Genomic DNA, 24013 nt, shown 5'->3' with positions numbered 1-24013 from the left:
ATCATACTAATGCCCCGGAAGATTCGAGAGTTGAAAGCTCAAATTGCACAGTATGGCTTTGTTTACTTGCCTAAGCGCGGTAAGGGCAGCCATGAGCGTTGGCGACATCCTCTGATTGGAAAAACCCTGACCATTTCAGGTCAGGATGGAGATGATGTGCCCCGTTACCTAGAAAAACAACTGGAAAAACTGCTAACTGAACTGGAAGGGTTGAGAGAGGAGGAAGATTCATGAGTCGATACAGCATGATTGTTCAATGGTCTGATGAAGATGAGCTTTTCCTAGTCACCATTCCCGAGTTTTCTGAGCAGGTCGTGATGCCTTGTACTCACGGAAAAACTCGGGAAGAGGCAATCCGCAATGGGGAAGAAGTGATTGAAATGTATCTAGCAGCTTGGCAGGCGGAAGGTGAGGTCATTCCTCAACCGAAAACACTTGAGGTGGTTTGATGCTTTTGTCCCAACAGAGCCTATGCTGGATGCTGATGCTCTGATGTTTTCGGATTTTTTCGCCGACTTATCCGCCATATACCCCCTGCCAAGTTCCGGCAACTTTGAGTAAATCTGTGGCGGTTTTCCCTGGTTTTAGCGGGGGCAATTTTTGCCAGCCAGAGGATTGAGTAGGTTCGGAGGTTTCTAGGGAGTCGAGAAACTCACTAACGAGGGCAAGTCTTTCCGGTGAGAGGTTGTTGAGTTGGCTGGCGACTTTTTCGCGTAGTTGAGTTGTATTCATGGTTTTGTTGAGCCATTTAAGCTAATTATAGCACCAGGAGTAGGTTATGTGAACCCAGGAAACTCCACCAAAACTTAACCACTCCCAGCCTAGCCGACTGTGTTGGGTTTCGCGATCGCACCAGCCAACCTACTAGAGTCCGACTGTGTTGTGTAAAGCGATCGCACCAGCCAACTACTAGAAAGTTGCGGCGGGGGATGGGTTGAGGGGTTGAGAAAGGGGGTTTCTGAGGCAGATTTGGGTGAGGAGGCAAAGGTTATGGCAGAAACGGGGTTGATCAGATATCGATTAAGTTTCATTGACCATATTCAAAATCTGGTTGTATAAAGCCGAAGATACTCTAAACTCTGACGTAGCAATCAGAGCATCCATCAGAGGTTTGACCGCAGTAATTAAATTTTTCTGCTTGGCTTCAACCAGAATGCCTAGCAATCCAGTAATCTTGATGCCTAAACGGTCAGCCTCCGCTCGACCCCGACGCTCATCAATCAACAACAAATCTGCCTGAAGCTCTATGGCAAGAGCGATCGCCTCTGCCTCTCCCGGATCTAACCTTACCTCATTTTGAAGCTGTTCAACCACACTACGGTTAACTAATGCTCTGACTTTTAACCAGGCTGCACCTTGAACTTCCAGAGTTCCGGGTACGGGAGGGTCAATATCAACGAGTTCCCGATACACAGATTCAGGAATAGTCACTTGATGGTAAAGTTGAGACAGAAGTTTTAGGTGGTGAATTGCCGCCAGGTTAGTGATTACTGATGTATCACTAATGACAATCACAAGCGTCCCAACTCCCGTAAATTCTTGATATCTAAGGCAAAATCTTCCACATCGTAGGAGTAAAGCGGGATATCTCGTTGTTTCAGAAGTTGGCGAAAAGCACCGGATGGCATATCTGCCAATTTACTGGCATAGCCCAAGGTCAAACGCCCGGTTTGAAACAGGTGTAATGCTACTTCTTGGCGAAATTCGCTTGGGGTAAGCTGAGAGGCTTCCAGGATTTCGTCTGAGATGAGTACAGTCATAAGCAGTTGACTCTATCCCAATTGGGGCTGATTAATTTTATTCCTAATTGTAGCATATATTTCATGATTTAATATGACCAGGAGTAGGTTGGGTGAACCCAGGAAACCCCACCAAAACTTAACCACTCCCAGCCTAGCCGACTGTTTTGTGTAAAGCGATCGCACCAGGAGTAGGTTGGGTGAACTCCGTAAACCCAACAAATCAGTAGGTTATATGAACCCAGGAAACCTGACAAAAACTTAACCACTCCCAGCCTAGCCGACTGTGTTGGGTTTCGCGATCGCTCCACCCAACCTACTAGAGTCCGACTGTGTTGTGTCAAGCGATCGCACCAGCCAACCTACTAGAGTCAGAGTCTGTTGTGTAAAGCGATCGCACCAGCCAACCTACTAGAGTCCGACTGTGTTGTGTAAAGCGATCGCACCAGCCAACCTACTAGAGTCCGACTGTGTTGTGTAAAGCGATCGCACCAGGAGTAGGTTATGTGAACTCCGTAAACTCCACCAAAACTTAACCACTCCCAGCCTAGCCGACTGTGTTGGGTTTCGCGATCGCTCCACCCAACCTACTAGAGTCCGAGTGTGTTGTAAAGCGATCGCACCAGGAGTAGGTTATGTGAACTCCGTAAACTCCACCAAAACTTAACCACTCCCAGCCTAGCCGACTGTGTTGGGTTTCGCGATCGCTCCACCCAACCTACTAGAGTCTCCCAGCCTAGCCGCCTGTTTTGTGTAAAGCGATCGCTCCACCCAACCTACTAGAGTCCGAGTGTGTTGTAAAGCGATCGCACCAGCCAACCTACTAGAAACCCCGTTTATTAAATGTTTGCGTGGCTGATATAACCCCGCTTTTTAGGATTGCGGGGGATTTTCCGGGGAGGTGAAAATATTGCCCGCTGCGAAAATGTCTCCGATATTTAACCTTAATTCCGGGAAAACTTGAGAGACTATTTGTTGATTGTCCGTCAACACAGTTTCTTCATATAAACCCTCATCCAGCCGCAAAATCGATATCTTATTTAATATCGGATCTACAATCCAATATTCCTGGATTTCCGCCGCCGCATATTCCGTTCTTTTGTACCGATAATCCCGGTTTACCGATTCGGGACTGACCACTTCCACCACTAGGATGGGTGGCGTTTGAAAAACTGCCGATTCATCCAACAATTCTACAACTTTTTCTCTGGATACGACACAGACATCCATCAATCGCGACTTCCTCGGTGAGGTTCTCACCCCGGCTTCTTTCAAACACAACCAAGGTGAATTCATCCGAGTTATTTCGGCTTTTAAAGTATCCCGGATAAAATCGGCGATTAGCAAATGTCTGATGGTTGGTGGGTTCATGATTTCTAATTGTCCATTGACTAATTCATAATGGTTGTCTGTGCCATCATCATATTTGAGGTAGTCCTCAAAAGTATATGTTTTGTCGGTGGTTATAGATGTCATGGCTATGGTATAATGGTTTTTGATGGTTTATTGAAAGCCAGCCAGTTAGTAGCCGCTAAAACACAACAACTAACTCCCCTGAAAACCTTGGGACTTCAGGGGGGTTACGGTTTTACCAACCAAAGGCTGAGATAAAATCAGCAGATGGTTTGTCGGCTTCGGAAGTTGTGGTTGTGTTAGAATCAGAGTCGATGCGGATTTCTGTGCAGAAGGTGGAGGTGTTGAAGCCTCCGAACCGCTTGACGGCACTCGATCGCATTCTTACATGAGGACCCACAAACCAAAAACGCTCAATGGAACTCATGGTTTCATATTCGGTTATTAAGGTTAAGCCGTCCTCTTCGTCCATCTCAAAACGTCCAATCACGGGGACAATTTCGGCATAACCGCGTTCCCGCAGCATTCGACCCCGGCGCGGATCATCTGGGTCTGGTACGATCGCAAATACGGTAGAACCCTTATGATTTTCGTCTTCCTTATCCCAAGCCATTTCGCCATTCCAGGTGACATGAGCGCCCCCCGCCGCCAAACTCGGGTCAATATCGTGCATTTTGCAGATCTCGGCTACCTGGGGGTCATCAGCGGTAAGGGAGGTTACATTGATATCAGAAAATCCTTTTTCGGCTTGACGAAAAGCTAGGTGATGGGTAGTCCTTAGCGATCGCCATCTTCCGGCACTCATATTAAAAAATTCTATAGCATCCATTAACTCAATCTCCAATCTGACGGCTATCAGTTTATTTTATGGCAGTTAGGGCTGAGTCTGTGGCTATCAGAGCGGAAAATCCAAAGTTTTGTTAAATAGATTAGTGTCTAAATGTCCATGATGGACAGATTGTCAAGTTTATGTTACGATAATTTACATTCCAGGTAAACAAAAATTACGGTTTAATCCAAAACCGTAGTCTCAATCCTAGAATTTCAGAGGAGGAGCGAACAATGCAAACCCCAGGAAATCTAAGCATAGAGCAACAATTCAAGCTCAAGGTTCTCCAGGAACAAGTCAAACACCTAAGTTTAGAAGAAGCTCAGGAGTATCTAATCGAGGTTTTTCGCCAAGGGATGGTTAAGGATAACTTACTGAAAAACTGGATGAAAGGCGCATAGCGTCAAAACACCATCAACCAATCACCACAACCAGAGGGAGGTCAGACAGGGCTAATTAAGTAGCTTCTGACCTCTTGGGGATAGGTTGTGCTTAACCAAAGCGACCACTAACATATTGTTGGGTGGCTTCTTCTTGGGGATTTTGGAACAGACTGTGAGTATCGCTAAACTCAACGAGGTAGCCAAAACGCTTGCTACCATCTTCGGCTTTAGCGTTAAAAAAGGCAGTCATATCAGCGACCCTAGTTGCTTGCTGCATATTATGGGTAACGATAATGATAGTGTATTGTTGTTTTAGCTCAACAATGAGTTCTTCAATCCGCATGGTAGAAATAGGGTCCAAAGCGGAGCAAGGTTCATCCATGAGAATTACATCAGGTTGAACGGAAACCGCGCGCGCAATACATAGACGTTGTTGCTGACCCCCAGACAAAGCCAAACCACTTTGTCGGAGTTTGTCCTTGACTTCATCCCACAGTACAGCCTGACGGAGCGATCGCTCTACAATTTCATCGAGATCAGCTTTAGACTTAGCCAAACCATTGACGCGCACCCCATAGGCGATATTTTCATAAATAGACTTAGGGAAGGGGTTAGGCTTCTGAAATACCATACCAATTTGTCGTCGCACTTGGACAGGATCGACAATGGGATCGTATAAATTCTGACCCTGATAGTAAATATTCCCGGACAACCTGAAGCCTGGAATCAAATCATTAATGCGATTAAAGCAGCGGAGAATAGTAGTTTTACCGCAGCCAGAAGGTCCGATAAAAGCGGTTACTCGTTTTTGGAGAATGTCCATAGTCACGCCGCGAACTGCCTTAAAATCCCCATAGAAAACATCAATATTTTCAGCATGGATGACTATATCGGTATCAGTCACATTAGCAGTATCGGGAATACTAGCATCCATCATGAGCAGTTAACTCCTGAATTGTTGAGCAATTGTACAAATAGAACCCCCACAACTTGATTAATACAGTTGGGGAATTAATGGGATATATAGCGGGGTGATGAGAGTTAAGGATAACCATGAACATCCCCGCCGTATGGGATTCGGGGGGAGTAGGTTTAATTTTACCAATCATCATGTAATATTGCTATATATGGAGGTTTATGGTTTAGCCAAAACGACCACTAACATAATCATGAGTTCGCTGGTCTTGGGGACAGGAAAAAATGTTTTCAGTGGTATCTACTTCGACTAAATAACCAACGCGCTTACCACCTTCTAGGGCTTCGGCGTTAAAGAAGGCGGTATAATCAGCTACGCGAGAAGCCTGCTGCATATTATGGGTAACAATGACAATGGTATAATGTTCCTTTAGTTCAGCCATCAAATCTTCAATTCGCATGGTGGAAATGGGGTCTAAAGCGGAACAGGGTTCATCCATCAAAATAACATCGGGTTGAACAGCGATCGCCCTAGCGATACATAAACGTTGCTGCTGTCCTCCCGATAGAGAAGTCCCCAACTTTTTCATATTATCCTTAACCTCATCCCAGAGGGCGGCGCTGCGTAGGGCTTTTTCGACCCTCTCATCTAAGTTATCCTTAATTCCATTTACGCGCAAACCATAGGCGACATTATCATAAATGGTCTTAGGGAAAGGGTTAGGCTGCTGAAAGACCATACCAATGCGGCGGCGGACAACAACGGGATCAACTCCCTTGCGATAGAGGGGTTGACCTCGGTAATTCAAAAGCCCTTTAACCTCAGCACCAGGAACCAGGTCATTAGTGCGGTTAAAGCAGCGTAAGAGGGTACTTTTACCACAGCCAGAGGGGCCAATAAAAGCGGTAATCTTGCGCTCCAGGATATCCATGTTAACATCCCGGAGAGCGATCGCACCGCTGTAGTAAACCGATAGATTTTTAATCTCAAAAATGCGCCGAGTATTTACGGACACATCACTAATATATTGTTGCATGGTTTCTCCAATTGGTCAAGCTAAAAGAACAGTGAGGCAGAATAGGTGAGCAAAAAAAAGGGAGGGGGTGGGTAAGTTAAAAGGTTTTTTTGCGGCTGAAATAGCGGGCTAAAACGCTGAAAATAAGGACAAGTGACAACAGGACCAAAGCGGCGGCCCAAGCCAAAGCCTGAGATGCTTTGTAGGGAATAATCGAGAAAAAGTAAATCAAGATAGGTAGGGTAGCAACTGGTTCCCAAACATTAGCAGCCCAGAAGTTATTGTTAAAGGAGGTAAACAGTAAGGGTGCAGCTTCTCCAGAGGCGCGGGCGACAGAGAGAACAACACCTGTGACAATAGAAGTTAGGGCGGCGGGTAAGACAATTTGCACTACAGTTTGAAATCGGGTAGCCCCAATACCAGTGGCAGCTAACCGCATTTCATTAGGAACCAATAACAAAGCCTCTTCGGTAGAGCGAATAATAATGGGTAACATCAAGACAGCCAAAGCGACCCCACCGGAAAAAGCGGAAAATCCTCCCATGGGTCTGACGACAATGGAGTAAGCAAATAAGCCACATAAAATGGCGGGAACCCCGGTAAGTACGTTACAGGAGAACTTGACCAAGTAGGCTAACTTAGTGCCGCGACCGAACTCGGCTAGATAAATAGCGGCAATGACACCAAAGGGAACAGCAATCATGGTAGCAATTCCGAGGGTCATTAAGCTACCGATAATGGCATGACCAAAACCGCCCTCAGAGAGGCCGGGAGGGGGTGGTAATTTAGTGAAGATATCGGGAAAGACTAAAGCGCCTACGCCTTTTTGAAAGACGCTAACGAGGACCCACAGCAAGGGAATGACAACTGTGGCTGCAAAGACCATGGTTAAGACTGTTAAGACCCGTCCCACGAGACGGCGATGGCGAGCCATGGTTTTCTCGCTGATATCGAAACTATCGCCTTCAGAAGGAAAGGAAGGCTGACGACCTAGATTATCCATAATTTATGCTTGCTAAACTTAATCGGGGATTGAGTGAACAAAAAACTCAGGTCAAAGTCAGAAACCTTACTCAATATTCTGAAATCGACGAATGACGAGTTCTGCCAAGATATTGACGACCAGGGATAGGATCATCAGGACTAAACCTGCATACATGAGAGCGGCTACTTGGGTGCGTCCGGCTTCGCCAAACTGGGAGGCGATGAGACCTGTAATGGTTGATCCGGGCTGTAACCATGATATGTTAATGCGGTTGGCGTTACCGACTAGCATGGCGGCTACCATAGTTTCACCCATAGCGCGACCCATTCCCAACATGACGGAACTGATAATCCCAGATAAGCCAGCGGGGATAAGGACTCTGAGAATAGTTTCCCAGCGGGTGGCTCCTAAAGCGAGGGAACCATTGCGGAGGTCTCTGGGTAAAACTTCAAAGGTGCTACGGGTAATCGAGATGATAATGGGGACGATCATAATGGATAGGACTAAACCGACCAGTAAGAGGTTATTACCGGAGGGGGTAGCACCACCAAAAAGGGGAATCCAACCGAAGTTGCTGTTGAGAAATCTAAAAACGGGTCTGATCATGGGAATGAGGATAAAAATGCCCCAAATGCCTAAAACCACACTAGGAATGGCTACAATTAGCTCGATCGCAAAAGCGATGGGAGTTGTCACCCATTTGGGAGCAAATCCTTCGGTGAGGAAGACAGCGACCCCAATGCCGAGGGGAACAGCAATTACTAGAGCGATAAAGGCGGTAACTAAGGTTCCATAAATTTGGGGTAGCACGCCATATACGTTGGTTACAGGGTTCCAGGTTGTATTGACTAAAAAACCGAGACCAAATTGGCGAATGGCGGGGGTAGCTTCGATCGCTGTTTGTAGGATTACCCAAAGTAAAACGGCTCCGGCACCAATAGCCAGGAGTAGGGTTAATCCCCAGAAGCCGATATCGATGACTCTAATGGTGCTGGTTCGTTTTTCCAGGCTACGGCTAGTGAATTGATTTGATGGATCAACCAGGGTCATGATGTTGTTTTGTCTCCACTTTGATTAGTTGAGTATTTACAGGAAGGAGCGATCGCCAAAATGTTCAGGAAGTAACTGGGACTAGGAAAGTGTGGGAGTAGTTGTCAGTTATCCATTGAACCGGAAAAGGCTAACGGAGTGGTTTGTTAACACACCCAGACTCTGGGCTATATATCCCAACTCGATAAAAGTTTTGGTAGTAGGAGTACCAAAAATGTGGCACTCCTGAATTGTCTAAGGGAATCTGTTAGTTGGCATTTACGGTGTCAAAGACAGCTTTAATCCTTTGTACTAAAGGATCGGGGGTGGGAACAAAAAGGAGTTCTTCTGCTAAGGCTCTGCCTTCTGGACCTAAAGACCATTCAAAAACCTGACGCAGAGCTTGCCATTTGGCATCGTCTTCATAGTTTTGATAGATCATTACCCAAACTAGACCGACAATGGGGTAAGACTCAGCACCGGAGGGGTCAGGAACTAGCAAAGCAAAGTTATCGGGTACGGGTTCATCAAGTAAGGCTTTAGCTGCTGCTTCTGGAGATGGGGTGATAAAGTTTCCGGCTTGGTTTTCGATTAAAGCTGAGTCAATGTTGTTGAGGGCTGCGTAGGCATAAGATAGGAATCCAATGGCTCCCTCGTTTTGCTGAATGGCCGCGGCTACACCTTCGTTTCCTTGACCACCAATACCTATAGGCCAGTCTACGGAGGTGCCGACACCAGCAGGCCAGTCAGGACAGACTGTATTGATGTGGTTAGTAAATACAAAGGTGGTTCCACTACCGTCGGAACGATGAGCGAAGATAATGGGTAGGTTAGGAAGATTGAGGTTGGGGTTATCGGCGGCGATCGCCGGATCAGTCCATTGGGTAATCTGTCCGGTCACGATACCACAGTAGGCTTGCCGAGATAGTCTCAGTTGGAGGTTCTCAACTCCGGGTAGGTTATAGGAGAAGGAAACAAACCCTCCGGTTAAGGGAAGTTGAATGGGATCGTGACCGTGGGCGGCGATGAAGGATTCTGTGCGAGTGGCGGAGTCTGTGATTGGTGCTTCACTGGCTCCGAAGTCTACTGTGCCATTGATGTACTGCTCTAAACCAGCCCCACTTCCGACGGACTGATAACTAACTTGTACGTTGGGGTCTACCTGGCGGTTATAGGCATCAAACCAACGTTGAAATAGGGGGGCGGGGAAGGTCGCCCCAGCGCCGCTAATGGATATCCTTTGGCCGCGAGTTTCTCCTTCTTGGGGACCGGGAGCGCAGGCGGTTGCTCCCAATAGTATTGGTAGGGAGGCTACTGCTAAAAGGACTTTGCGATTGAGAACCATGAAAAATACGTCCACTTGGTGAAACGACTAGGAAATCAGATGAACAATAACCGATTAAGGTTCTGGTTTAATTTGATACTCAGGTACAAAAACAGACTTTAAGCCCGATACCTACACAAGAAATTACCACAAGATTGATGACTCCACAAGGGGAGTTTATGGTTAGAAAAAAATCTAAAGATTTAGCTTAACTTGGTTTTTCTGTCAAGGATAACCTAACCTTAAACTAATCTTAATCAAGGCTAACTTGACTATAGGTGGCTGGTATGGTGCTGTTTTTATTAAATTCTAATTGGGGGGAACATCTTATGTCAAAGAAAGGCGGCTTATTTAGTCTGATCTGTGGGGAGATTGATAAATTTTAGTAGCACCTAACTTTACCAGGGGGAGGAAAATTAATGAATAATTAACAATTGCCATCTATGGCCACGGGGTGGGGTTGCCATTGAGCTTGGGGTGAGATGATGCTAGGATGGGGAGATTAAGGTAATTACGCAGTTTAAGGCTTAATCGTGGTTCAAGCACTGCCATCAACTAACCGTCAGTCCCAACTCAATGCTGAGTCTTGGTCGCTTACACCTACGGGTCAGACAACAGAGCAACTATTGCAGTGGCTCAATTCCCTGGCTGACCGGGTAATTGGGGGCGATCGCATTGGTCGAGAAGAGGCGATCGCACTGACTAAGATCGAAGGAAATGATCACATTCTGCTGCTGTGTGAGGCGGCGGACCGAGTACGTCAAGCCTGTTGTGGCATAATGGTAGATTTATGTAGCATTATTAATGTCAAGTCGGGGAACTGTTCGGAAAATTGCAGTTTCTGTTCCCAGTCGGTTCACCACCCTGGGGAAAATTCGCCTATTTATGGGCTAAAATCTCCAGAGGAAATTCTGGCTCAGGCGAAAGCTGCTGAAGAAGCTGGGGCGAAACGGTTTTGTTTGGTTTCTCAGGGACGGGGTATTAAGTACAATAGCCCCAAGTCTAGTGAGTTTGAACAGATCCTAGAGACGGTTCGCCGTATTCAGGCGGAAACTTCCATTAAACCCTGTTGTGCTTTGGGAGAAATTACCCCAGAACAGGCTCAGGCTTTGGCGCAAGCAGGTGTGACTAGGTACAATCACAATCTGGAATCTTCCGAAAGTTTTTACGGTAATATTGTGACGACTCATAGTTGGCACGATCGCGTTGAAACTGTGAAAAATATCAAGGCTGCTGGTATTCAAGCCTGTACGGGTGGCATTATCGGTATGGGGGAAAGCTGGGAAGACCGTGTTGACCTGGCTTTAGCATTGCGGGAACTTGAGGTAGAGTCGGTTCCGATTAATCTACTTAACCCCCGTGAAGGAACCCCTTTGGGGGGGCGCTCCCGTCTTGACCCATATCAAGCACTGAAAGCGATCGCTATTTTTCGCCTGCTCCTCCCAGAGCAAATTTTGCGATATGCAGGGGGACGGGAAGCTGTTATGGGAGAATTACAAGGGTTAGGTCTGAAAGCGGGGATTAATGCCATGCTGATCGGACATTACCTAACTACTATGGGTCAACCTCCCGAAAGCGATCGGGCTATGTTAGAGTCTCTCGGTCTTGAGGGTGGAGAGGCTCCTATTCCCGGACAAAAACCCAACCATAAACACCAGACTAAAACTTCAGTATAACTCCCTGACAATTGATACCACCAGTTGAATTTTTATGGGCGATCATTGGCGTACTTCTGACTATCGGTGGCACCTTCTTGGAAGCGTTTGTCACCGACCCCTCTAGCCTTTGGAGTCAGCCTAACATTCAGATACATTCCTTGGGTGTTACCTATCAGATCGGAGCAGTTCTACTGGTGGGGTGTATGGGGGGAAAAAATGCGGCGGCTATGTCTCAAATTGCCTATCTAGCCTTGGGTTTGACGGTTTTACCTGTTTTTTCCCAAGGCGGCGGCTTTGGCTACCTCGCAGAGCCTACCTTTGGCTATCTATTGGGTTTTGTTCCCGGTGGTTGGGTCTGTGGTTTTTTGGCTTTTCGTAATCATCCTAAGTTGGAATTGCTGGGATTTAGCTGTCTGTGTGGATTGATTACTATTCACTTGGTGGGGATACTTTATCTGGTTGCTACTCATTTGATGAATGATGTAGGCGATCGCATAATTCCACTCATGACGGCTATTCACAGCTATTCTCTTACTCCCCTCGGTGGTCAGTTGGCTGTGGCTTGTGCGGTAACTGTTATATCCTATGTCCTCCGGGGGTTAATGTTTTATTAACTCAAAATTATCCTCCATGGGATTTAAAAAAAACTCGACTTTTTGGATAGCTGCAACTATCAGTTTGGTGATAGATCATTTGACTAAGTTTTGGGTCGTGCAGACTTTTGAGTTGACTACCCCTCCCCAAACTGTCCCCATTTTACCCGGTATTTTTCATATTACATATGTCGTTAATACTGGGGCGGCTTTTAGTTTGTTCAGCAATGGCGGTGTTTATTGGCTGCGTTGGTTGTCTCTGCTGGTTAGTCTGGGATTAATGCTTTGGGCTTGGTTTGGCCCTCGGCTCATTTCCTGGGAACAGTGGGGATATGGTTTGATTCTTGGCGGCGCTTTGGGTAACGGTATCGATCGCTTTGTTTCTGGTCATGTGGTCGATTTCTTCGATTTCCGCCTGATTCAATTTCCTGTGTTTAATGTCGCTGATATTTCTATTAATGTCGGGATTATCTGTTTGCTGATCGCTGCTTTTCAGCCCCATTCTCACCCATAATTTTTCTGGTCAAGGGGTTGACATCGACCGCCGCTTTCTGTTATGATATTGACATATCCTCAATAATAAGAAATAGGCAAAAATAAAAAAATCGCAAACATCCCATTATGATAAAAGTATAGCGCAAGGCAGCCGCAAAAGCAACCCCCCTCCCCAAAAAGCGAAAATTTTTAACATTTATTAATTTTTTGTTACAAAACTTAACAATATACTATGTATGATAGATGAAAGTGGAGCATTGAGTGTAATAGCGGGCCAATGGTAGTAAATGAATTGTTAGCAGCAGAATCGATAATAGCAGAATCGGTGAAGGGTGAGGGAGACTATGATATAGCAATTGTGGGGGGTGGTATTGTGGGGGCGACAGTAGCGTGTAGCCTAAGAAATTCTGGGTTAAGAATAGCACTAATTGAACCTCAGCCAAAAGCGATCGCCGCCAGTCGTCGCCAAGCCTATGCTTTAACGTTACAAACTGGGCGCATTTTAGATGATATCGGGGTGTGGGGAGACATTCTCCCCAAAATAACGACATTTTATCAAATTAGTCTGAGTGATAGCGATCATCCAAATGTGATCAATTTTGAACCGAGGGACTTAGGGACGGAAGCATTAGGATATGTGGGAGAACATTCGATTATCCTAACAGCAATGCAAAGGTTTCTGGAAGATTGCGCCGAGGTGCATTGGTGGTGTCCAGCGACAGTGAAACAAGTTAATTATTATAGCGATCGCGCCGAAATCGAGGTAGAAAATGGGGAGGGAATTAAGACCATTAAAGCGAGGTTAGTCCTAGCTGCTGATGGTGCTAAATCTCCCTTGCGTGAAGCCTCTGGAATTAAGACGAAAGGTTGGAAATATTGGCAGTCCTGTATAGCGTTTACGATTCAAACAGAAAAACATCATAATAATGTAGCATTTGAAAAATTCTGGTCAAGCGGACCGATGGGAGTTTTGCCGCTACCGGGAAATCGCTGTCAAGTGGTGTTAACTGCGCCCCATAGCCAAGCCCATGAGTGGCAAAAAATGGATAAAGGGGAGTTTTTGGAATTGCTAGAATATCGGACGGGTGGAGTTTTGGGGCGCTTAGAATTATTGAGCGATCGCATAGTGTTTCCCGTGCAATTGATGCAAAGCGATCGCTATGTTAATCATAGATTAGCGTTAGTAGGAGATGCGGCGCATTGTTGTCACCCGGTGGGAGGTCAAGGGTTAAATATGGGGATTCGTGATGCTGGTGCGATCGCCGAAATTGTGAAAAAGGCTTATCAAGCGGGTGAAGATATTGGCGACATGAAAACTCTCAACCGATATCAGAAATGGCGGCGGGGAGAAAACCTGTTAATTTTGGGGTTTACGGATTTTCTGGATCGGATGTTTTCGGGGAATTGGCGACCTAAAGTTATCTTGCGTCGTTGGGGACTTTGGGGATTAAAAAAAATCCGACCTTTGCGTTATTTGTCATTACGAATAATGACGGGATTATTTGGACGCGCGCCCCAAATTACTGAATGTAAGTAAATAGGGAGTTATCAATTATGGGGGTGGGGGTGATGCTGAGGGGTTGATTTTTGACCAAGGGTGGGAGTATCTTAAAAGCGATCGCTATATATCAGTAATTTAGACCATGATTATCAATCGTCGCCAATTTTTAAAAACTTCTGCTTTTCTGGGGGGGTCTTTACTGCTAGATAAGTTGAGAGGTCCGGCGGCTGTAGCTGCTAATGAGTTAGCTACACACCCTGATCAAATTATTATGCAGTTAGACTGGAAATATAATGCCCAATTTGCTGGGGTGTTGCTGGCTGATTATTATAATCTCTATAAAAGCAGTGGTTTGGCGGTAGAAATTAGACCGGGAGAAACGGCGATGATTGTAACTAATCAAGTAGCCAAAAATCCGGCGATTATTGGTTGTTGTGAACAGGATATTATTATGAATGCCCAAATTGCGGGTCAACCGATAAAAGCTATAGCTACGATGTTCCAAAATTCCCCTTTGGGGTTAATGTCGATGCCAAATAGTCAGATTTATGACTTACAAGATTTAATCGGGAAACGGGTAGGAATGGAGGGGGAAAGTTACTCGATTATGCAAATGGCTATGGGTTATGATAACATCCCCTCCCATGCCATTGAAATTATCCTAGTTTCAGGAGAGGAAAAACATGATCTGCTACTGAGGGGTGAAGTAGATGCTGTACAATGTTATATTGTAGACGAACCGATTGGATTTGCTGCCAAAACCGGGATTACACCTAACATTATTAAATTTAGTGATTATGGTTATGATGCCTATGTTCAGGTAATTTTTGCCCATAATGAACTATTACAATACCACCCGGAAATAGTGCAGAAATTTTTAGAGGTGACATTTGCGGGTTGGCGGTTGGCTTTGGATGATGTGGAAAAGGCGGCGAAAATTATTGTTAATAATTATGCAGAACCCGGTGGAGAGTATGACGATTTAGATTATCAAATAGCTTCTCTGAAACAGGTAGCTAATTATGTCACTGGGGGACTTACAGATAAGAATTTAGGGAAAATAAATAGCGATCGCTGGCAAAGTATGGCTGCCAAATTCGAGAAGTATGGTATCATAAATGATGTGCCATTATTCTCTAATTCAGTAGATGATAGATTTATCAATTAATAATTAATAATTAATAATTAATAATTAATAATTAATAATTAATAATTAATAATTAATTATTGTAGGGGCGGGTTCTGCTGTCAACTCAACTCTCCAAAACCATATTAATAAACCCGCCCTCCGGGTTATGCTGTCAACTCAACTCTCCCAGACAATATTAATAAACCCGCCCTCCGGGTTGGGCTGTCAACTCAACTCTCCAAAACCATATTAATAAACCCGCCCTCCGGGTTCTGCTGTCAACTCAACTCTCCAAAACCATATTAATAAACCCGCCCTCCGGGTTCTGCTGTCAACTCAACTCTCCAAAACCATATTAATAAACCCGCCCTCCGGGTTCTGCTGTCAACTCAACTCTCCAAAACCATATTAATAAACCCGCCCTCCGGGTTCTGCTGTCAACTCAACTCTCCAAAACCATATTAATAAACCCGCCCTCCGGGTTCTGCTGTCAACTCAACTCTCCAAAACCATATTAATAAACCCGCCCTCCGGGTTCTGCTGTCAACTCAACTCTCCAAAACCATATTAATAAACCCGCCCTCCGGGTTCTGCTGTCAACTCAACTCTCCAAAACCATATTAATAAACCCGCCCTCCGGGTTCTGCTGTCAACTCAACTCTCCAAAACCATATTAATAAACCCGCCCTCCGGGTTCTGCTGTCAACTCAACTCTCCAAAACCATATTAATAAACCCGCCCTCCGGGTTCTGCTGTCAACTCAACTCTCCAAAACCATATTAATAAACCCGCCCTCCGGGTTCTGCTGTCAACTCAACTCTCCAAAACCATATTAATAAACCCGCCCTCCGGGTTCTGCTGTCAACTCAACTCTCCAAAACCATATTAATAAACCCGCCCTCCGGGTTCTGCTGTCAACTCAACTCTCCAAAACCATATTAATAAACCCGCCCTCCGGGTTCTGCTGTCAACTCAACTCTCCAAAACCATATTAATAAACCCGCCCTCCGGGTTCTGCTGTCAACTCAACTCTCCAAAACCATATTAATAAACCCGCCCTCCGGGTTCTGCTGTCAACTCAACTCTCCAAAACCATATTAATAAACCCGCCCTCCGGGTTCTGCTGTCAACTCAACTCTCCAAAACCATATTAATAAACCCGCCCTCCGGGTTATGGTGTGACCTCGCCTCCGGACGACAATATTAATAAACCCGCCCTCCGGGTTATGGTGTGACCTCGCCTCCGGACGACAATATTAATAAACCCGCCCTCCGGGTTATGGTGTGACCTCGCCTCCGGACGACAATATTAATAAACCCGCCCTCCGGGTTATGGTGTGACCTCGCCTCTGGACGACAATATTAATAAACCCGCCCTCCGGGTTATGCTGTCAACTCAACTCTCCAAGACCATATTAATAAACCCGCCCCACCCCACCCGGTAATTAATGGATAATTGATGTGGGTTGGGATAAAGGCAGTTAAATTAACTAATTTCTACTAATTTACGGCGGGAAGATAAGCCAGATTTTATCTTAATGTTAGATTTGGGAACATCTAGTTTTTTAGCGAGGAGTTTAATTAATTCTTGATTTGCTTTCCCGTCAACTGGTGGCGATTTGAGATAGACGGTTAGGCTACCGTCTGCTTCTTTTCGGATAAGTTGCTGTGGGGAATTGGGTTTAACTTGAATATTAAAAAAAGCCATTTTAATAATTAATAATTAATAATTGTAGGGGCGGGTTCTGCTGTCAACTCAACTCTCCAAAACCATATTAATAAACCCGCCCTCCGGGTTCTGCTGTCAACTCAACTCTCCAAAACCATATTAATAAACCCGCCCTCCGGGTTATGCTGTCAACTCAACTCTCCAAAACCATATTAATAAACCCGCCCTCCGGGTTCTGCTGTCAACTCAACTCTCCAAAACCATATTAATAAACCCGCCCTCCGGGTTCTGCTGTCAACTCAACTCTCCAAAACCATATTAATAAACCCGCCCTCCGGGTTATGCTGTCAACTCAACTCTCCAAAACCATATTAATAAACCCGCCCTCCGGGTTCTGCTGTCAACTCAACTCTCCAAAACCATATTAATAAACCCGCCCTCCGGGTTATGCTGTCAACTCAACTCTCCCAGACAATATTAATAAACCCGCCCTCCGGGTTATGCTGTCAACTCAACTCTCCCAGACAATATTAATAAACCCGCCCTCCGGGTTGGGCTGTCAACTCAACTCTCCCAGACAATATTAATAAACCCGCCCTCCGGGTTGGGCTATTAATAAACCCGCCCTATGTGACCAGGGAATTAATGGATCAATAAGTTGTAGGGGCGAAACATTTTTTGCCCCTACTGGTGAGTGAGGGCGAAAAGGATAATTTACCCTCGTTTTTGGTGATGCTGGATAGCCTAAAAGCCGTTACGACCCCAGACAACCATTGAAATGGAGAAAGTAAAGACGACTAACAATCCAACCCAACCTAATGACAAAATATCCATAGTAGTATTTTACAAAACCAGATGAAAATTGACTTCAGAGGCTATCATATCCTGAAATTGAGCCAGTCGCATCCATCTTCTAACTTTAGTCCGGCTGAACGCATACAGTCCCTAGTGGCGGGTATTTGGGCGGGTGTTTCTGTAGGGACGATCGCCCTAATGATGGAGTTGACCGTTAGTGGTATCCTAGGAGAGGGGCTACCCTTGGATGTGCATTTAATCGTCAAGGGAGCGATCGCCATAATTAGTGGCTTTCTCTTCGGTGTGACTTATCGCTACACCGTCCGCCGCGATAATAACCCGCAACTGAAACTAGGGGTGGTGTTTGCTTTCGGTCTAGTCCGGGGGTTGGCTATATGGGATATAGCGCCCCAACCTCTCGCACAAATGGCCCTCTGGGTGGTAGAAAATTTAGTGATGTTTGCAGTAGGGGGAATTATGGTAGAGATAGGGATGCGGCGGGGTTGGATTAAATACTTTTCCTCAGAGGGGGAGTGATCAAAGGTTTACCAGGTTATAGATATACTGTGAACTCCATTAAAATCCTGTCAGAAGAAGTCGTTGACCTGATAGCCGCAGGAGAAGTGATAGACTCAGTGGCGGCGGTGGTGCGGGAATTGGTAGAAAATGCCATTGATGCGAAGGCGACGCGGATATCAGTTTCTCTATGGCCGCAACAATGGCGAATTGAGGTGGCAGATAATGGGGAGGGTATGAATTTAGCCAACCTGAAACTAGCTGCCCTGGCTCATAGTACCAGTAAAATTGCGACAGCAAGGGATTTATTAAAGATTAGCAGTTTAGGGTTTCGGGGAGAAGCGCTGCACAGTATCGCGCAACTGTCTGATTTAGAGATTCTCAGTCGCCCTGGTTTTTCCTCGTCCCCAAGTTCAGGATGGCGGGTAGTGTATAACCATCAGGGAGAGACGGAAATGGTGGAAGCGGTGGCGATCGCACCTGGTACTGTAGTAAGAGTGAGTAATCTGTTTGCTAACTGGTCTTCGCGCCGCACAGCCGGACCGACAGCGACCCAACAATTGCGGGGGGCGCAGCTGTTGTTACAACAGATAGCGCTGTGTCATCCCCAGGTGACATGGCAAATTCACCAAAACGATCGCCCCTGGCTCAGGTTTGGGCCAGCCATGACCACCCAACAGATGCTACCAGAATTTATTAGGGGTATCAGGGCGGGGGATCTGCAATATCTGAAAATGGATGTAGACCCCCCCGAATCGCTGGAAGAGTGCCATCAAAACCTATCGAAATCATGGTTAGAGGTGGTGATTGGCCTGCCCGATCGCGCTTCACGTGGCCGCAAGGATTGGGTTAAGATAGGAGTTAATGGTCGTATGGTGCGATCGCCCGAATTGGAGCCTACGATATTATCGGCTTTTGCTCGTACCTGTGGGCGCGATCGCTATCCGATTTGTTTTGTGCATCTGCATATCGACCCCGCCTTAATTGATTGGAATCGCCATCCTAGCAAAGCCGAGATTTATTTACATTATCTCAAACACTGGCAAGATCAAATTCACCTAGCCATTGCTCAGACTCTCAAGCTGAACCCAGAAAGTCTCTCAGCGGGGGTTAATCCCATCGAGAAGCTGTTGCGCGTCTCGGAAGATACTGCCTCATACCGAACCCGCCCCACCCCCCTAGAATCAGCGGAAAACCCCCAGAGAATTGATGTTCCCAAACTAAAAGCGATCGGTCAAATTCACAATACCTATATTGTGGCCGAACACCCAGAGGGTTTGTGGTTAGTAGAACAACACATTGCCCACGAAAGGGTAATTTATGAACAATTATGCAGGCGTTGGCAAGTAATCCCCCTGTCAACTCCGATCATCTTAGCGAATTTGTCCGAGGCGCAACTAGAACAACTAACCCGCCTCAATTTGGAAGTTGACCCCTTTGGGGAGGGACTCTGGGCCATCCGCAGCGCCCCAGAAATTCTGTGCGATCGCCCAGACTGTCAAGAAGCGCTGATTGAACTAAGCCATGGCGGCGATTTACAGGCCGCCCAAGTAGCCACCGCTTGCCGCAGTGCCATTCGCAACGGCACGCCCCTAAGTTTAACCGAAATGCAAACCCTATTAGATCAATGGGTGACTACCCGTTCCCCCCGGACTTGTCCCCACGGTCGTCCGATTTTCCTAAGTTTAGAGGAATCTTCCCTAGCCCGATTTTTCCGTCGCAGTTGGGTGATTGGCAAAAGTCATGGCCTATGATGATATGGGGATAATGACCCTGAGTAATTATCGACGAAAAGCTACTTAATATAAACATGACTTTTGCGGAACCAAGACAACAGTTTTATGAGGAGATTAGCCAGCCAGAAAATCAAATAGATTTGGCTAAGGCTGCCCTATATATTGCCCGAGAACATCAGCCATATTTTAACCATTTAGAATATCTGCAACACTTAGATAGGATGGCGGCGGATGTGTTAGAGAGACTGGAAAAGCCGGCCTATCCCCTGCGGATAATTAAGGCGATTAATCATTACCTTTATGATGAATTAGGATTTCGGGGTAATCGGACTGAATACTATGACCCGAAAAATAGCTTTTTCAATCAGGTGATAGACCGTCGGACTGGTATTCCGATTACGATGTCCTTGGTGTATTTAGAGATAGCGAAACGCATGGATTTTCCGATGGTGGGAATTGGGATGCCGGGACATTTTCTGATTAAGCCAGAATTTGAAGATGCGGGGATTTATGTTGATGCGTTTGGACGGGGAGAAGTGCTATTCCCCGAGGACTGTGAGCTGAGATTGTCGGAAATTTATGGACAGCCGATGAAATTACGGCCGGAATTTCTCAATCCGATCGCACCACGGCAATTTTTAAGGCGGATGCTGCAAAATCTGAAGGCAATTTATATGAATGTTGGGGAATTTGAGGAGGCGCTGAAGGTAGTGGAGAGGATTGTGATCTTGTCTCCTGATGATATTAAAGAAAAGCGCGATCGCGGTCTTATTTACTATCAACTGTATCGCTGGTCAGAGGCTCGCTGTGACTTAGAAGATTATCTTAACCACCTTCCAACTGCTCAGGATGCTGGTATAATTCAGCAGTTACTAGATAGAATGGACTTGGATATCTGAATCGTTTAATTAGTAAGGATTTGGGGAACCATTCAACCTGTCTAGTAAACCTATAAAACAGATAGGGTTATCAACCTGAACTTACAGCCGTGTGTCCCACGGTCAAAGGGTAGGCTGATTGATAAATTGACCTCTTCTGGGGGGAAGCCGATCCTCCTGACCGCCAAATCGGCTAAGTCGCTTTTTAGTAGTGACAATCACTAGGCGGTTTCCAAGCTACTGGAGATATTGCATGAACTTTTCGCTAAAATCTTTTCGTCAGGGACTTCGTAGCCCTTACAGTGTCTTCACCAAAGGGATCTCTAAATATATATCCCTGAGTTTAGTGATGATTGTAGGAATCACTGCCAGTCTGACAATTTTCATGAGTCGCCCGGCTCCTGCAGTCGAAGCGATCCAATTAATTTACGGCCCCGCTAGTATTTCCTTAGAGTTTCAAGATTTGGAGACATTTGCTGAAACTGGGGAAAAGTCTAACCAACTGAACTCTTTATTTACTTTGGCGGAACTGAGTGATTCTCAAATTACCACTTTCCGCAATGCTCTGAATTTTGGGGTAAATGTTCCCACAGATACAGTTAATAGCCTGTTAGGTTCGAGTTATGGTCGATTAGCTGTGGGGGCCTTTAGTCTATTTATTAATCCTGGTAGTTCTATTGATAACATTGTTGATGATGTACTGTCGGCTTTGCGAGATTCAACTCGAGATGGTCGGTTAACCATGTTGGATGTGGTTTTAGGGTTCCAATCGGTTGATACGATCACGGTAGATGTCAATAATCTGATGAGTTTGTATGATGACGTTAGTGAACTAGGAGAACAAGCGATCGAGTTTTTGAGAGCTCAACCAGAAATTCGACAACTGATTTGTAATTAGGTAGGAAGGAATCCCCAAGGCTTGAGACTGGGGATACTCTCGGAGTAATTAGATTGTCAGACAATGGGGGATCTTTCTCGTGTATGGGGGAGGTTCCCTTTTTATCTGGGAAGCGATCGCTATAGGTTTTGCTGTTCTTCTGCTACTCGCTTCAACCGTCGCAATTGAGCTTCCATGTCCGCCTTAGTCCAAGGGGCGGCGAACCGATTAAAACCAAAGGCAATTAAGGGGTTATTAATCTCAAATTCAAAGCGATTTAATAAGTAAGTTCCCTGGGATTGGGGTTGACATTCCCAGCGATCGCATCCTTGGAAAAATCCATCAAATCCCCAGACAATTAGCCCCGGTTCTCTTTCCAGGACAATACTCTCTAAGGTAGGTTGAATAATGGGAATTTGAATAACAAAGCGGGAACGTCCCCCTACATCAGTATCCCAATCGCCCACTGGGTCACAACGGAGGGCGGGATTTAACCAACGACGCATCAAATGGCGATCGGTAATACAGCGTTCAACCGTAGTGGCGATCGCTTTAATGTGAATAGACTGTTCAAATACTTGACGAGATGACATCCTAAGCCTCAAGCTATATTCAGAACGTTATCCGTTGAACGAACTAATGTCCACCCCAACGGTGAGATCAAACAAGTTTGTACACACAGAGGTTTAACTCATCTGTAGGCATTTTATAACAATCGGAACCAGTGACGAAAACTGATGAGCATAGATTTACTGGTGAATCTCACCTGGATTTGAGTTCAACATCATCACCGAGGAAAATAACAGAGTTGATCAAATTTTGCTAGTTTCCTTCCCTGGGGAGATGTTAGGGGGATAATTATTCTGTTAGATTGTAAAACTTTAGAACCCATCTACAAAGATTATGATTGAAACTTCGTGTATAATTCCCAATCCCTTGGGGATAGGAATAGGGAACCTATCCCATTTAAGTTTAGCTCAAGAGGGTTCATCACCGAATCCCGTTGATGACTTGATGAATTTTCACATGGGGGATATATTGGCGGATATACCCGTGGCGGATTTGGTGACAGCCATTTTAATCCTGTTATTTGGCTACCTACTTGCTCGGTTTGCGGGTTCATTGGTCAAAAAGCTACTCAAAAAGACCGATATAGATAATAAACTGGTCAGTTGGATTTCTGGGTCTACGGAAGGCGGTGAGGACTTTCCCGTAGAAAAATGGGCAGGGACCCTAGTTTTCTGGGTTATCTTTATTTTTGCGATTATTGGTTTCTTTGACCGACTCCAGTTAACTTCTGTTTCCGCTCCCCTGACTACCCTGTTGAATGAAATCACCCGCTACATACCTAGGATATTAGGAGCAGCCGGATTGTTAGGGGTGGCCTGGGTATTGGCTACCATTTGCCGAACCTTGATGATTAGGTTCTTGGATATGTTCAGGCTGGATGAGCGACTCAACCAGCAGGTTCCCCATGGGGCAAACGAGAGCCATTTTTCTCTGAGTCACACCTTGGGAAATGCCATTTATTGGTTTATTTTCCTGCTGTTTCTGCCCATGATTCTTAGCACTTTGGAGTTAGCTGGGTTGCTATCTCCGGTGCAGACGATGGTCAATCAAATCCTGTCGAGTCTACCCAATATCCTGAAAGCCTTAGTTATTGCGGCAGGTGGTTGGCTTTTGGCTCAAATCGTCAGTCGCATTGTTACCAATTTATTGGCTGCTGTTGGTTTTGATCGTCTCAGCAATCAGTTGGGATTAGAAAGGGCGATGGGGACTACATCCCTATCTTCTGTGCTAGGCACAATTGTTTATGTTGTGCTGATGATTCCTATTGCCATCTCAGCCCTGCAAGCGCTCCAGATTAATGCGATTTCTGACCCAGCGATTTCGATGCTGAATCAGATCTTTAATGTCATTCCCCAAGTTTTCATTGCGGGTGTGATATTGGTGTTGGCTTATATGTTTGGGGTGATTGTCCGAGATTTGGTGACTAACCTGCTAACCAATCTGGGTTTTAACAATATCTTTGTTTGGTTGGGAATTGAATCTAAGGCTAGTCCGGTTTCTACCCCAACTCAGACCACAGAAGAGGATGAGGTGATAGATGATAAGCCTGTGACCAGTGCCACGAAGCAAACACCTTCGGAAATCGTGGGTGTGATTGCTTTGGTAGGTGTGATGTTCTTTGCGGTAGTGACGGCTACGGACATTTTGGGCTTAACTGCTTTAACTTTGATTGTTGAGCAGTTGTTAATCATTGCTGGCCGAGTGCTATTGGGTGTGATCATTTTTGGAATTGGTTTATACTTGGCTAACTTGGCTCATAATTTGATATCGAGTTCCGGCACTTCTTCGGCTAAATTGCTGGCTCAGGCTGCCCGCATTGCTGTTATTATCTTTGTGGGTGCTATGGCACTTCAGCAAATGGGAATTGCTAGTGATATTGTGAATTTGGCTTTTGGCTTGCTACTGGGTGCGATCGCTGTTGCTATTGCGATCGCCTTTGGTTTGGGAGGTCGCGATGTAGCATCGGAGCAAATTCGTGAGATCATCTCTCGCTTAAAACAGTAAAGGCGCGATCGCCTCTTAG

30 protein-coding genes are annotated in these 24013 nt (G+C 45.7%); 13 read left to right on the top strand and 17 right to left on the bottom strand.

Annotated features, from left to right (window positions below):
• Positions 1-9 precede the first annotated feature (9 nt).
• Positions 10-234 carry a type II toxin-antitoxin system HicA family toxin gene (locus tag HFV01_RS28030; protein ID WP_006622545.1) on the top strand — a complete coding sequence of 75 codons (225 nt, stop codon included), beginning with the start codon at positions 10-12 and terminating at the stop codon, positions 232-234.
• The gene (locus HFV01_RS28025; RefSeq protein WP_006669412.1) at positions 231-449 is read left to right on the top strand and encodes a type II toxin-antitoxin system HicB family antitoxin; all 219 of its coding nucleotides are present in this window, start codon (positions 231-233) and stop codon (positions 447-449) included. Before HFV01_RS28030 ends, HFV01_RS28025 begins: the two co-directional genes overlap by 4 nt.
• A 67-nt stretch (positions 450-516) precedes the next feature.
• Here HFV01_RS28025 and HFV01_RS28020 read toward each other — a convergent pair whose 3' ends face one another.
• The 9 genes from HFV01_RS28020 to HFV01_RS27980 all read right to left on the bottom strand — a co-directional run bounded on the left by HFV01_RS28020 (position 517) and on the right by HFV01_RS27980 (position 3921).
• Positions 517-732: a hypothetical protein gene (locus tag HFV01_RS28020; protein ID WP_006622542.1), complete on the bottom strand. Its 216-nt coding sequence runs from the start codon at positions 730-732 to the stop codon at positions 517-519.
• An 89-nt stretch (positions 733-821) separates the two neighbouring features.
• Positions 822-1031, bottom strand: a complete 210-nt coding sequence (locus HFV01_RS28015; RefSeq protein WP_187758440.1) for a hypothetical protein — start codon at positions 1029-1031, stop codon at positions 822-824.
• The gene (locus tag HFV01_RS28010) at positions 1021-1515 is read right to left on the bottom strand and encodes a PIN domain-containing protein (protein WP_006622540.1); all 495 of its coding nucleotides are present in this window, start codon (positions 1513-1515) and stop codon (positions 1021-1023) included. Before HFV01_RS28010 ends, HFV01_RS28015 begins: the two co-directional genes overlap by 11 nt.
• Positions 1512-1760 carry a UPF0175 family protein gene (locus HFV01_RS28005; RefSeq protein ID WP_006622539.1) on the bottom strand — a complete coding sequence of 83 codons (249 nt, stop codon included), beginning with the start codon at positions 1758-1760 and terminating at the stop codon, positions 1512-1514. Before HFV01_RS28005 ends, HFV01_RS28010 begins: the two co-directional genes overlap by 4 nt.
• Before the next feature lie 68 nt (positions 1761-1828).
• The gene (locus tag HFV01_RS28000; RefSeq protein WP_152344006.1) at positions 1829-2083 is read right to left on the bottom strand and encodes a hypothetical protein; all 255 of its coding nucleotides are present in this window, start codon (positions 2081-2083) and stop codon (positions 1829-1831) included.
• 67 nt (positions 2084-2150) lie between these two features.
• On the bottom strand, positions 2151-2321 hold the full coding sequence (locus tag HFV01_RS27995; RefSeq protein ID WP_160162565.1) for a hypothetical protein: 171 nt from the start codon (positions 2319-2321) through the stop codon (positions 2151-2153).
• 96 nt (positions 2322-2417) lie between these two features.
• Positions 2418-2558, bottom strand: a complete 141-nt coding sequence (locus HFV01_RS27990) for a hypothetical protein (RefSeq protein WP_193520624.1) — start codon at positions 2556-2558, stop codon at positions 2418-2420.
• A gap of 54 nt (positions 2559-2612) precedes the next feature.
• On the bottom strand, positions 2613-3215 hold the full coding sequence (locus HFV01_RS27985; protein ID WP_006622536.1) for a Uma2 family endonuclease: 603 nt from the start codon (positions 3213-3215) through the stop codon (positions 2613-2615).
• 112 nt (positions 3216-3327) lie between these two features.
• A complete protein-coding gene (locus HFV01_RS27980) occupies positions 3328-3921 on the bottom strand; it encodes a phycobiliprotein lyase (RefSeq protein ID WP_006622534.1) in 594 nt (197 codons plus the stop codon).
• Between the two features lie 233 nt (positions 3922-4154).
• Between HFV01_RS27980 and HFV01_RS27975 the strand changes: the two genes are divergently transcribed.
• Positions 4155-4322, top strand: a complete 168-nt coding sequence (locus HFV01_RS27975) for an NblA/ycf18 family protein (protein ID WP_006617869.1) — start codon at positions 4155-4157, stop codon at positions 4320-4322.
• A 91-nt stretch (positions 4323-4413) separates the two neighbouring features.
• On the opposite strand, the gene pstB (HFV01_RS27970) is transcribed toward HFV01_RS27975, so the two are convergent.
• From pstB (HFV01_RS27970) to pstS, 5 genes are all read right to left on the bottom strand, one after another.
• Entirely contained in the window at positions 4414-5241 is an 828-nt protein-coding gene (pstB, locus tag HFV01_RS27970; protein WP_006622533.1) for a phosphate ABC transporter ATP-binding protein PstB, read from the bottom strand.
• A 205-nt stretch (positions 5242-5446) separates the two neighbouring features.
• The gene (gene pstB / locus HFV01_RS27965) at positions 5447-6256 is read right to left on the bottom strand and encodes a phosphate ABC transporter ATP-binding protein PstB (protein ID WP_008056317.1); all 810 of its coding nucleotides are present in this window, start codon (positions 6254-6256) and stop codon (positions 5447-5449) included.
• A 76-nt stretch (positions 6257-6332) separates the two neighbouring features.
• Positions 6333-7238, bottom strand: a complete 906-nt coding sequence (pstA, locus tag HFV01_RS27960; RefSeq protein ID WP_193520623.1) for a phosphate ABC transporter permease PstA — start codon at positions 7236-7238, stop codon at positions 6333-6335.
• Positions 7239-7304: 66 nt separating this feature from the next.
• Entirely contained in the window at positions 7305-8270 is a 966-nt protein-coding gene (gene pstC / locus HFV01_RS27955; RefSeq protein ID WP_006622530.1) for a phosphate ABC transporter permease subunit PstC, read from the bottom strand.
• Positions 8271-8517: 247 nt separating this feature from the next.
• On the bottom strand, positions 8518-9594 hold the full coding sequence (gene pstS, locus HFV01_RS27950; protein ID WP_006622529.1) for a phosphate ABC transporter substrate-binding protein PstS: 1077 nt from the start codon (positions 9592-9594) through the stop codon (positions 8518-8520).
• Positions 9595-10106: 512 nt separating this feature from the next.
• On the opposite strand from pstS, the gene bioB reads away from it, so the two are divergent.
• From bioB to HFV01_RS27925, 5 genes are all read left to right on the top strand, one after another.
• Positions 10107-11249: a biotin synthase BioB gene (gene bioB / locus HFV01_RS27945; RefSeq protein WP_006622527.1), complete on the top strand. Its 1143-nt coding sequence runs from the start codon at positions 10107-10109 to the stop codon at positions 11247-11249.
• A gap of 11 nt (positions 11250-11260) precedes the next feature.
• Positions 11261-11845, top strand: a complete 585-nt coding sequence (locus tag HFV01_RS27940; RefSeq protein ID WP_006622526.1) for a biotin transporter BioY — start codon at positions 11261-11263, stop codon at positions 11843-11845.
• 16 nt (positions 11846-11861) lie between these two features.
• The gene (lspA, locus tag HFV01_RS27935) at positions 11862-12338 is read left to right on the top strand and encodes a signal peptidase II (RefSeq protein ID WP_006622525.1); all 477 of its coding nucleotides are present in this window, start codon (positions 11862-11864) and stop codon (positions 12336-12338) included.
• 258 nt (positions 12339-12596) lie between these two features.
• The gene (locus HFV01_RS27930; protein WP_193520622.1) at positions 12597-13856 is read left to right on the top strand and encodes an FAD-dependent hydroxylase; all 1260 of its coding nucleotides are present in this window, start codon (positions 12597-12599) and stop codon (positions 13854-13856) included.
• A 106-nt stretch (positions 13857-13962) separates the two neighbouring features.
• Positions 13963-14988, top strand: coding sequence for an ABC transporter substrate-binding protein (locus HFV01_RS27925; protein ID WP_193520621.1), 1026 nt, complete (start codon positions 13963-13965; stop codon positions 14986-14988).
• 1447 nt (positions 14989-16435) lie between these two features.
• Here the strand turns inward: HFV01_RS27925 and HFV01_RS27920 are convergent.
• On the bottom strand, positions 16436-16657 hold the full coding sequence (locus tag HFV01_RS27920; protein WP_006622522.1) for a DUF167 domain-containing protein: 222 nt from the start codon (positions 16655-16657) through the stop codon (positions 16436-16438).
• Positions 16658-17362: 705 nt separating this feature from the next.
• Positions 17363-17452, bottom strand: coding sequence for a cytochrome b6-f complex subunit PetN (gene petN / locus HFV01_RS27915; protein WP_006615846.1), 90 nt, complete (start codon positions 17450-17452; stop codon positions 17363-17365).
• Positions 17453-17473: 21 nt separating this feature from the next.
• On the opposite strand from petN, the gene HFV01_RS27910 reads away from it, so the two are divergent.
• The 4 genes from HFV01_RS27910 (at position 17474) to HFV01_RS27895 (ending at position 21441) form a co-directional block, all read left to right on the top strand.
• The gene (locus HFV01_RS27910; protein WP_006622521.1) at positions 17474-17950 is read left to right on the top strand and encodes a hypothetical protein; all 477 of its coding nucleotides are present in this window, start codon (positions 17474-17476) and stop codon (positions 17948-17950) included.
• Positions 17947-19683: a DNA mismatch repair endonuclease MutL gene (mutL, locus tag HFV01_RS27905; protein ID WP_193520620.1), complete on the top strand. Its 1737-nt coding sequence runs from the start codon at positions 17947-17949 to the stop codon at positions 19681-19683. The genes HFV01_RS27910 and mutL overlap by 4 nt, the downstream gene beginning before the upstream one ends.
• A gap of 56 nt (positions 19684-19739) precedes the next feature.
• A complete protein-coding gene (locus HFV01_RS27900; protein WP_006622519.1) occupies positions 19740-20564 on the top strand; it encodes a SirB1 family protein in 825 nt (274 codons plus the stop codon).
• A 232-nt stretch (positions 20565-20796) separates the two neighbouring features.
• Positions 20797-21441 carry an alpha/beta hydrolase gene (locus HFV01_RS27895; protein WP_006669421.1) on the top strand — a complete coding sequence of 215 codons (645 nt, stop codon included), beginning with the start codon at positions 20797-20799 and terminating at the stop codon, positions 21439-21441.
• A gap of 119 nt (positions 21442-21560) precedes the next feature.
• On the opposite strand, the gene HFV01_RS27890 is transcribed toward HFV01_RS27895, so the two are convergent.
• The gene (locus tag HFV01_RS27890) at positions 21561-22013 is read right to left on the bottom strand and encodes an SRPBCC family protein (protein WP_006622517.1); all 453 of its coding nucleotides are present in this window, start codon (positions 22011-22013) and stop codon (positions 21561-21563) included.
• Between the two features lie 310 nt (positions 22014-22323).
• On the opposite strand from HFV01_RS27890, the gene HFV01_RS27885 reads away from it, so the two are divergent.
• Positions 22324-23994, top strand: a complete 1671-nt coding sequence (locus tag HFV01_RS27885) for a mechanosensitive ion channel (protein WP_193520619.1) — start codon at positions 22324-22326, stop codon at positions 23992-23994.
• Positions 23995-24013 lie beyond the last annotated feature (19 nt).

This window comes from Limnospira fusiformis SAG 85.79 (assembly GCF_012516315.1).
In the GTDB taxonomy this organism is placed as follows: domain Bacteria; phylum Cyanobacteriota; class Cyanobacteriia; order Cyanobacteriales; family Microcoleaceae; genus Limnospira; species Limnospira fusiformis.
This window is presented reverse-complemented; position numbering and strand designations above follow the sequence as displayed.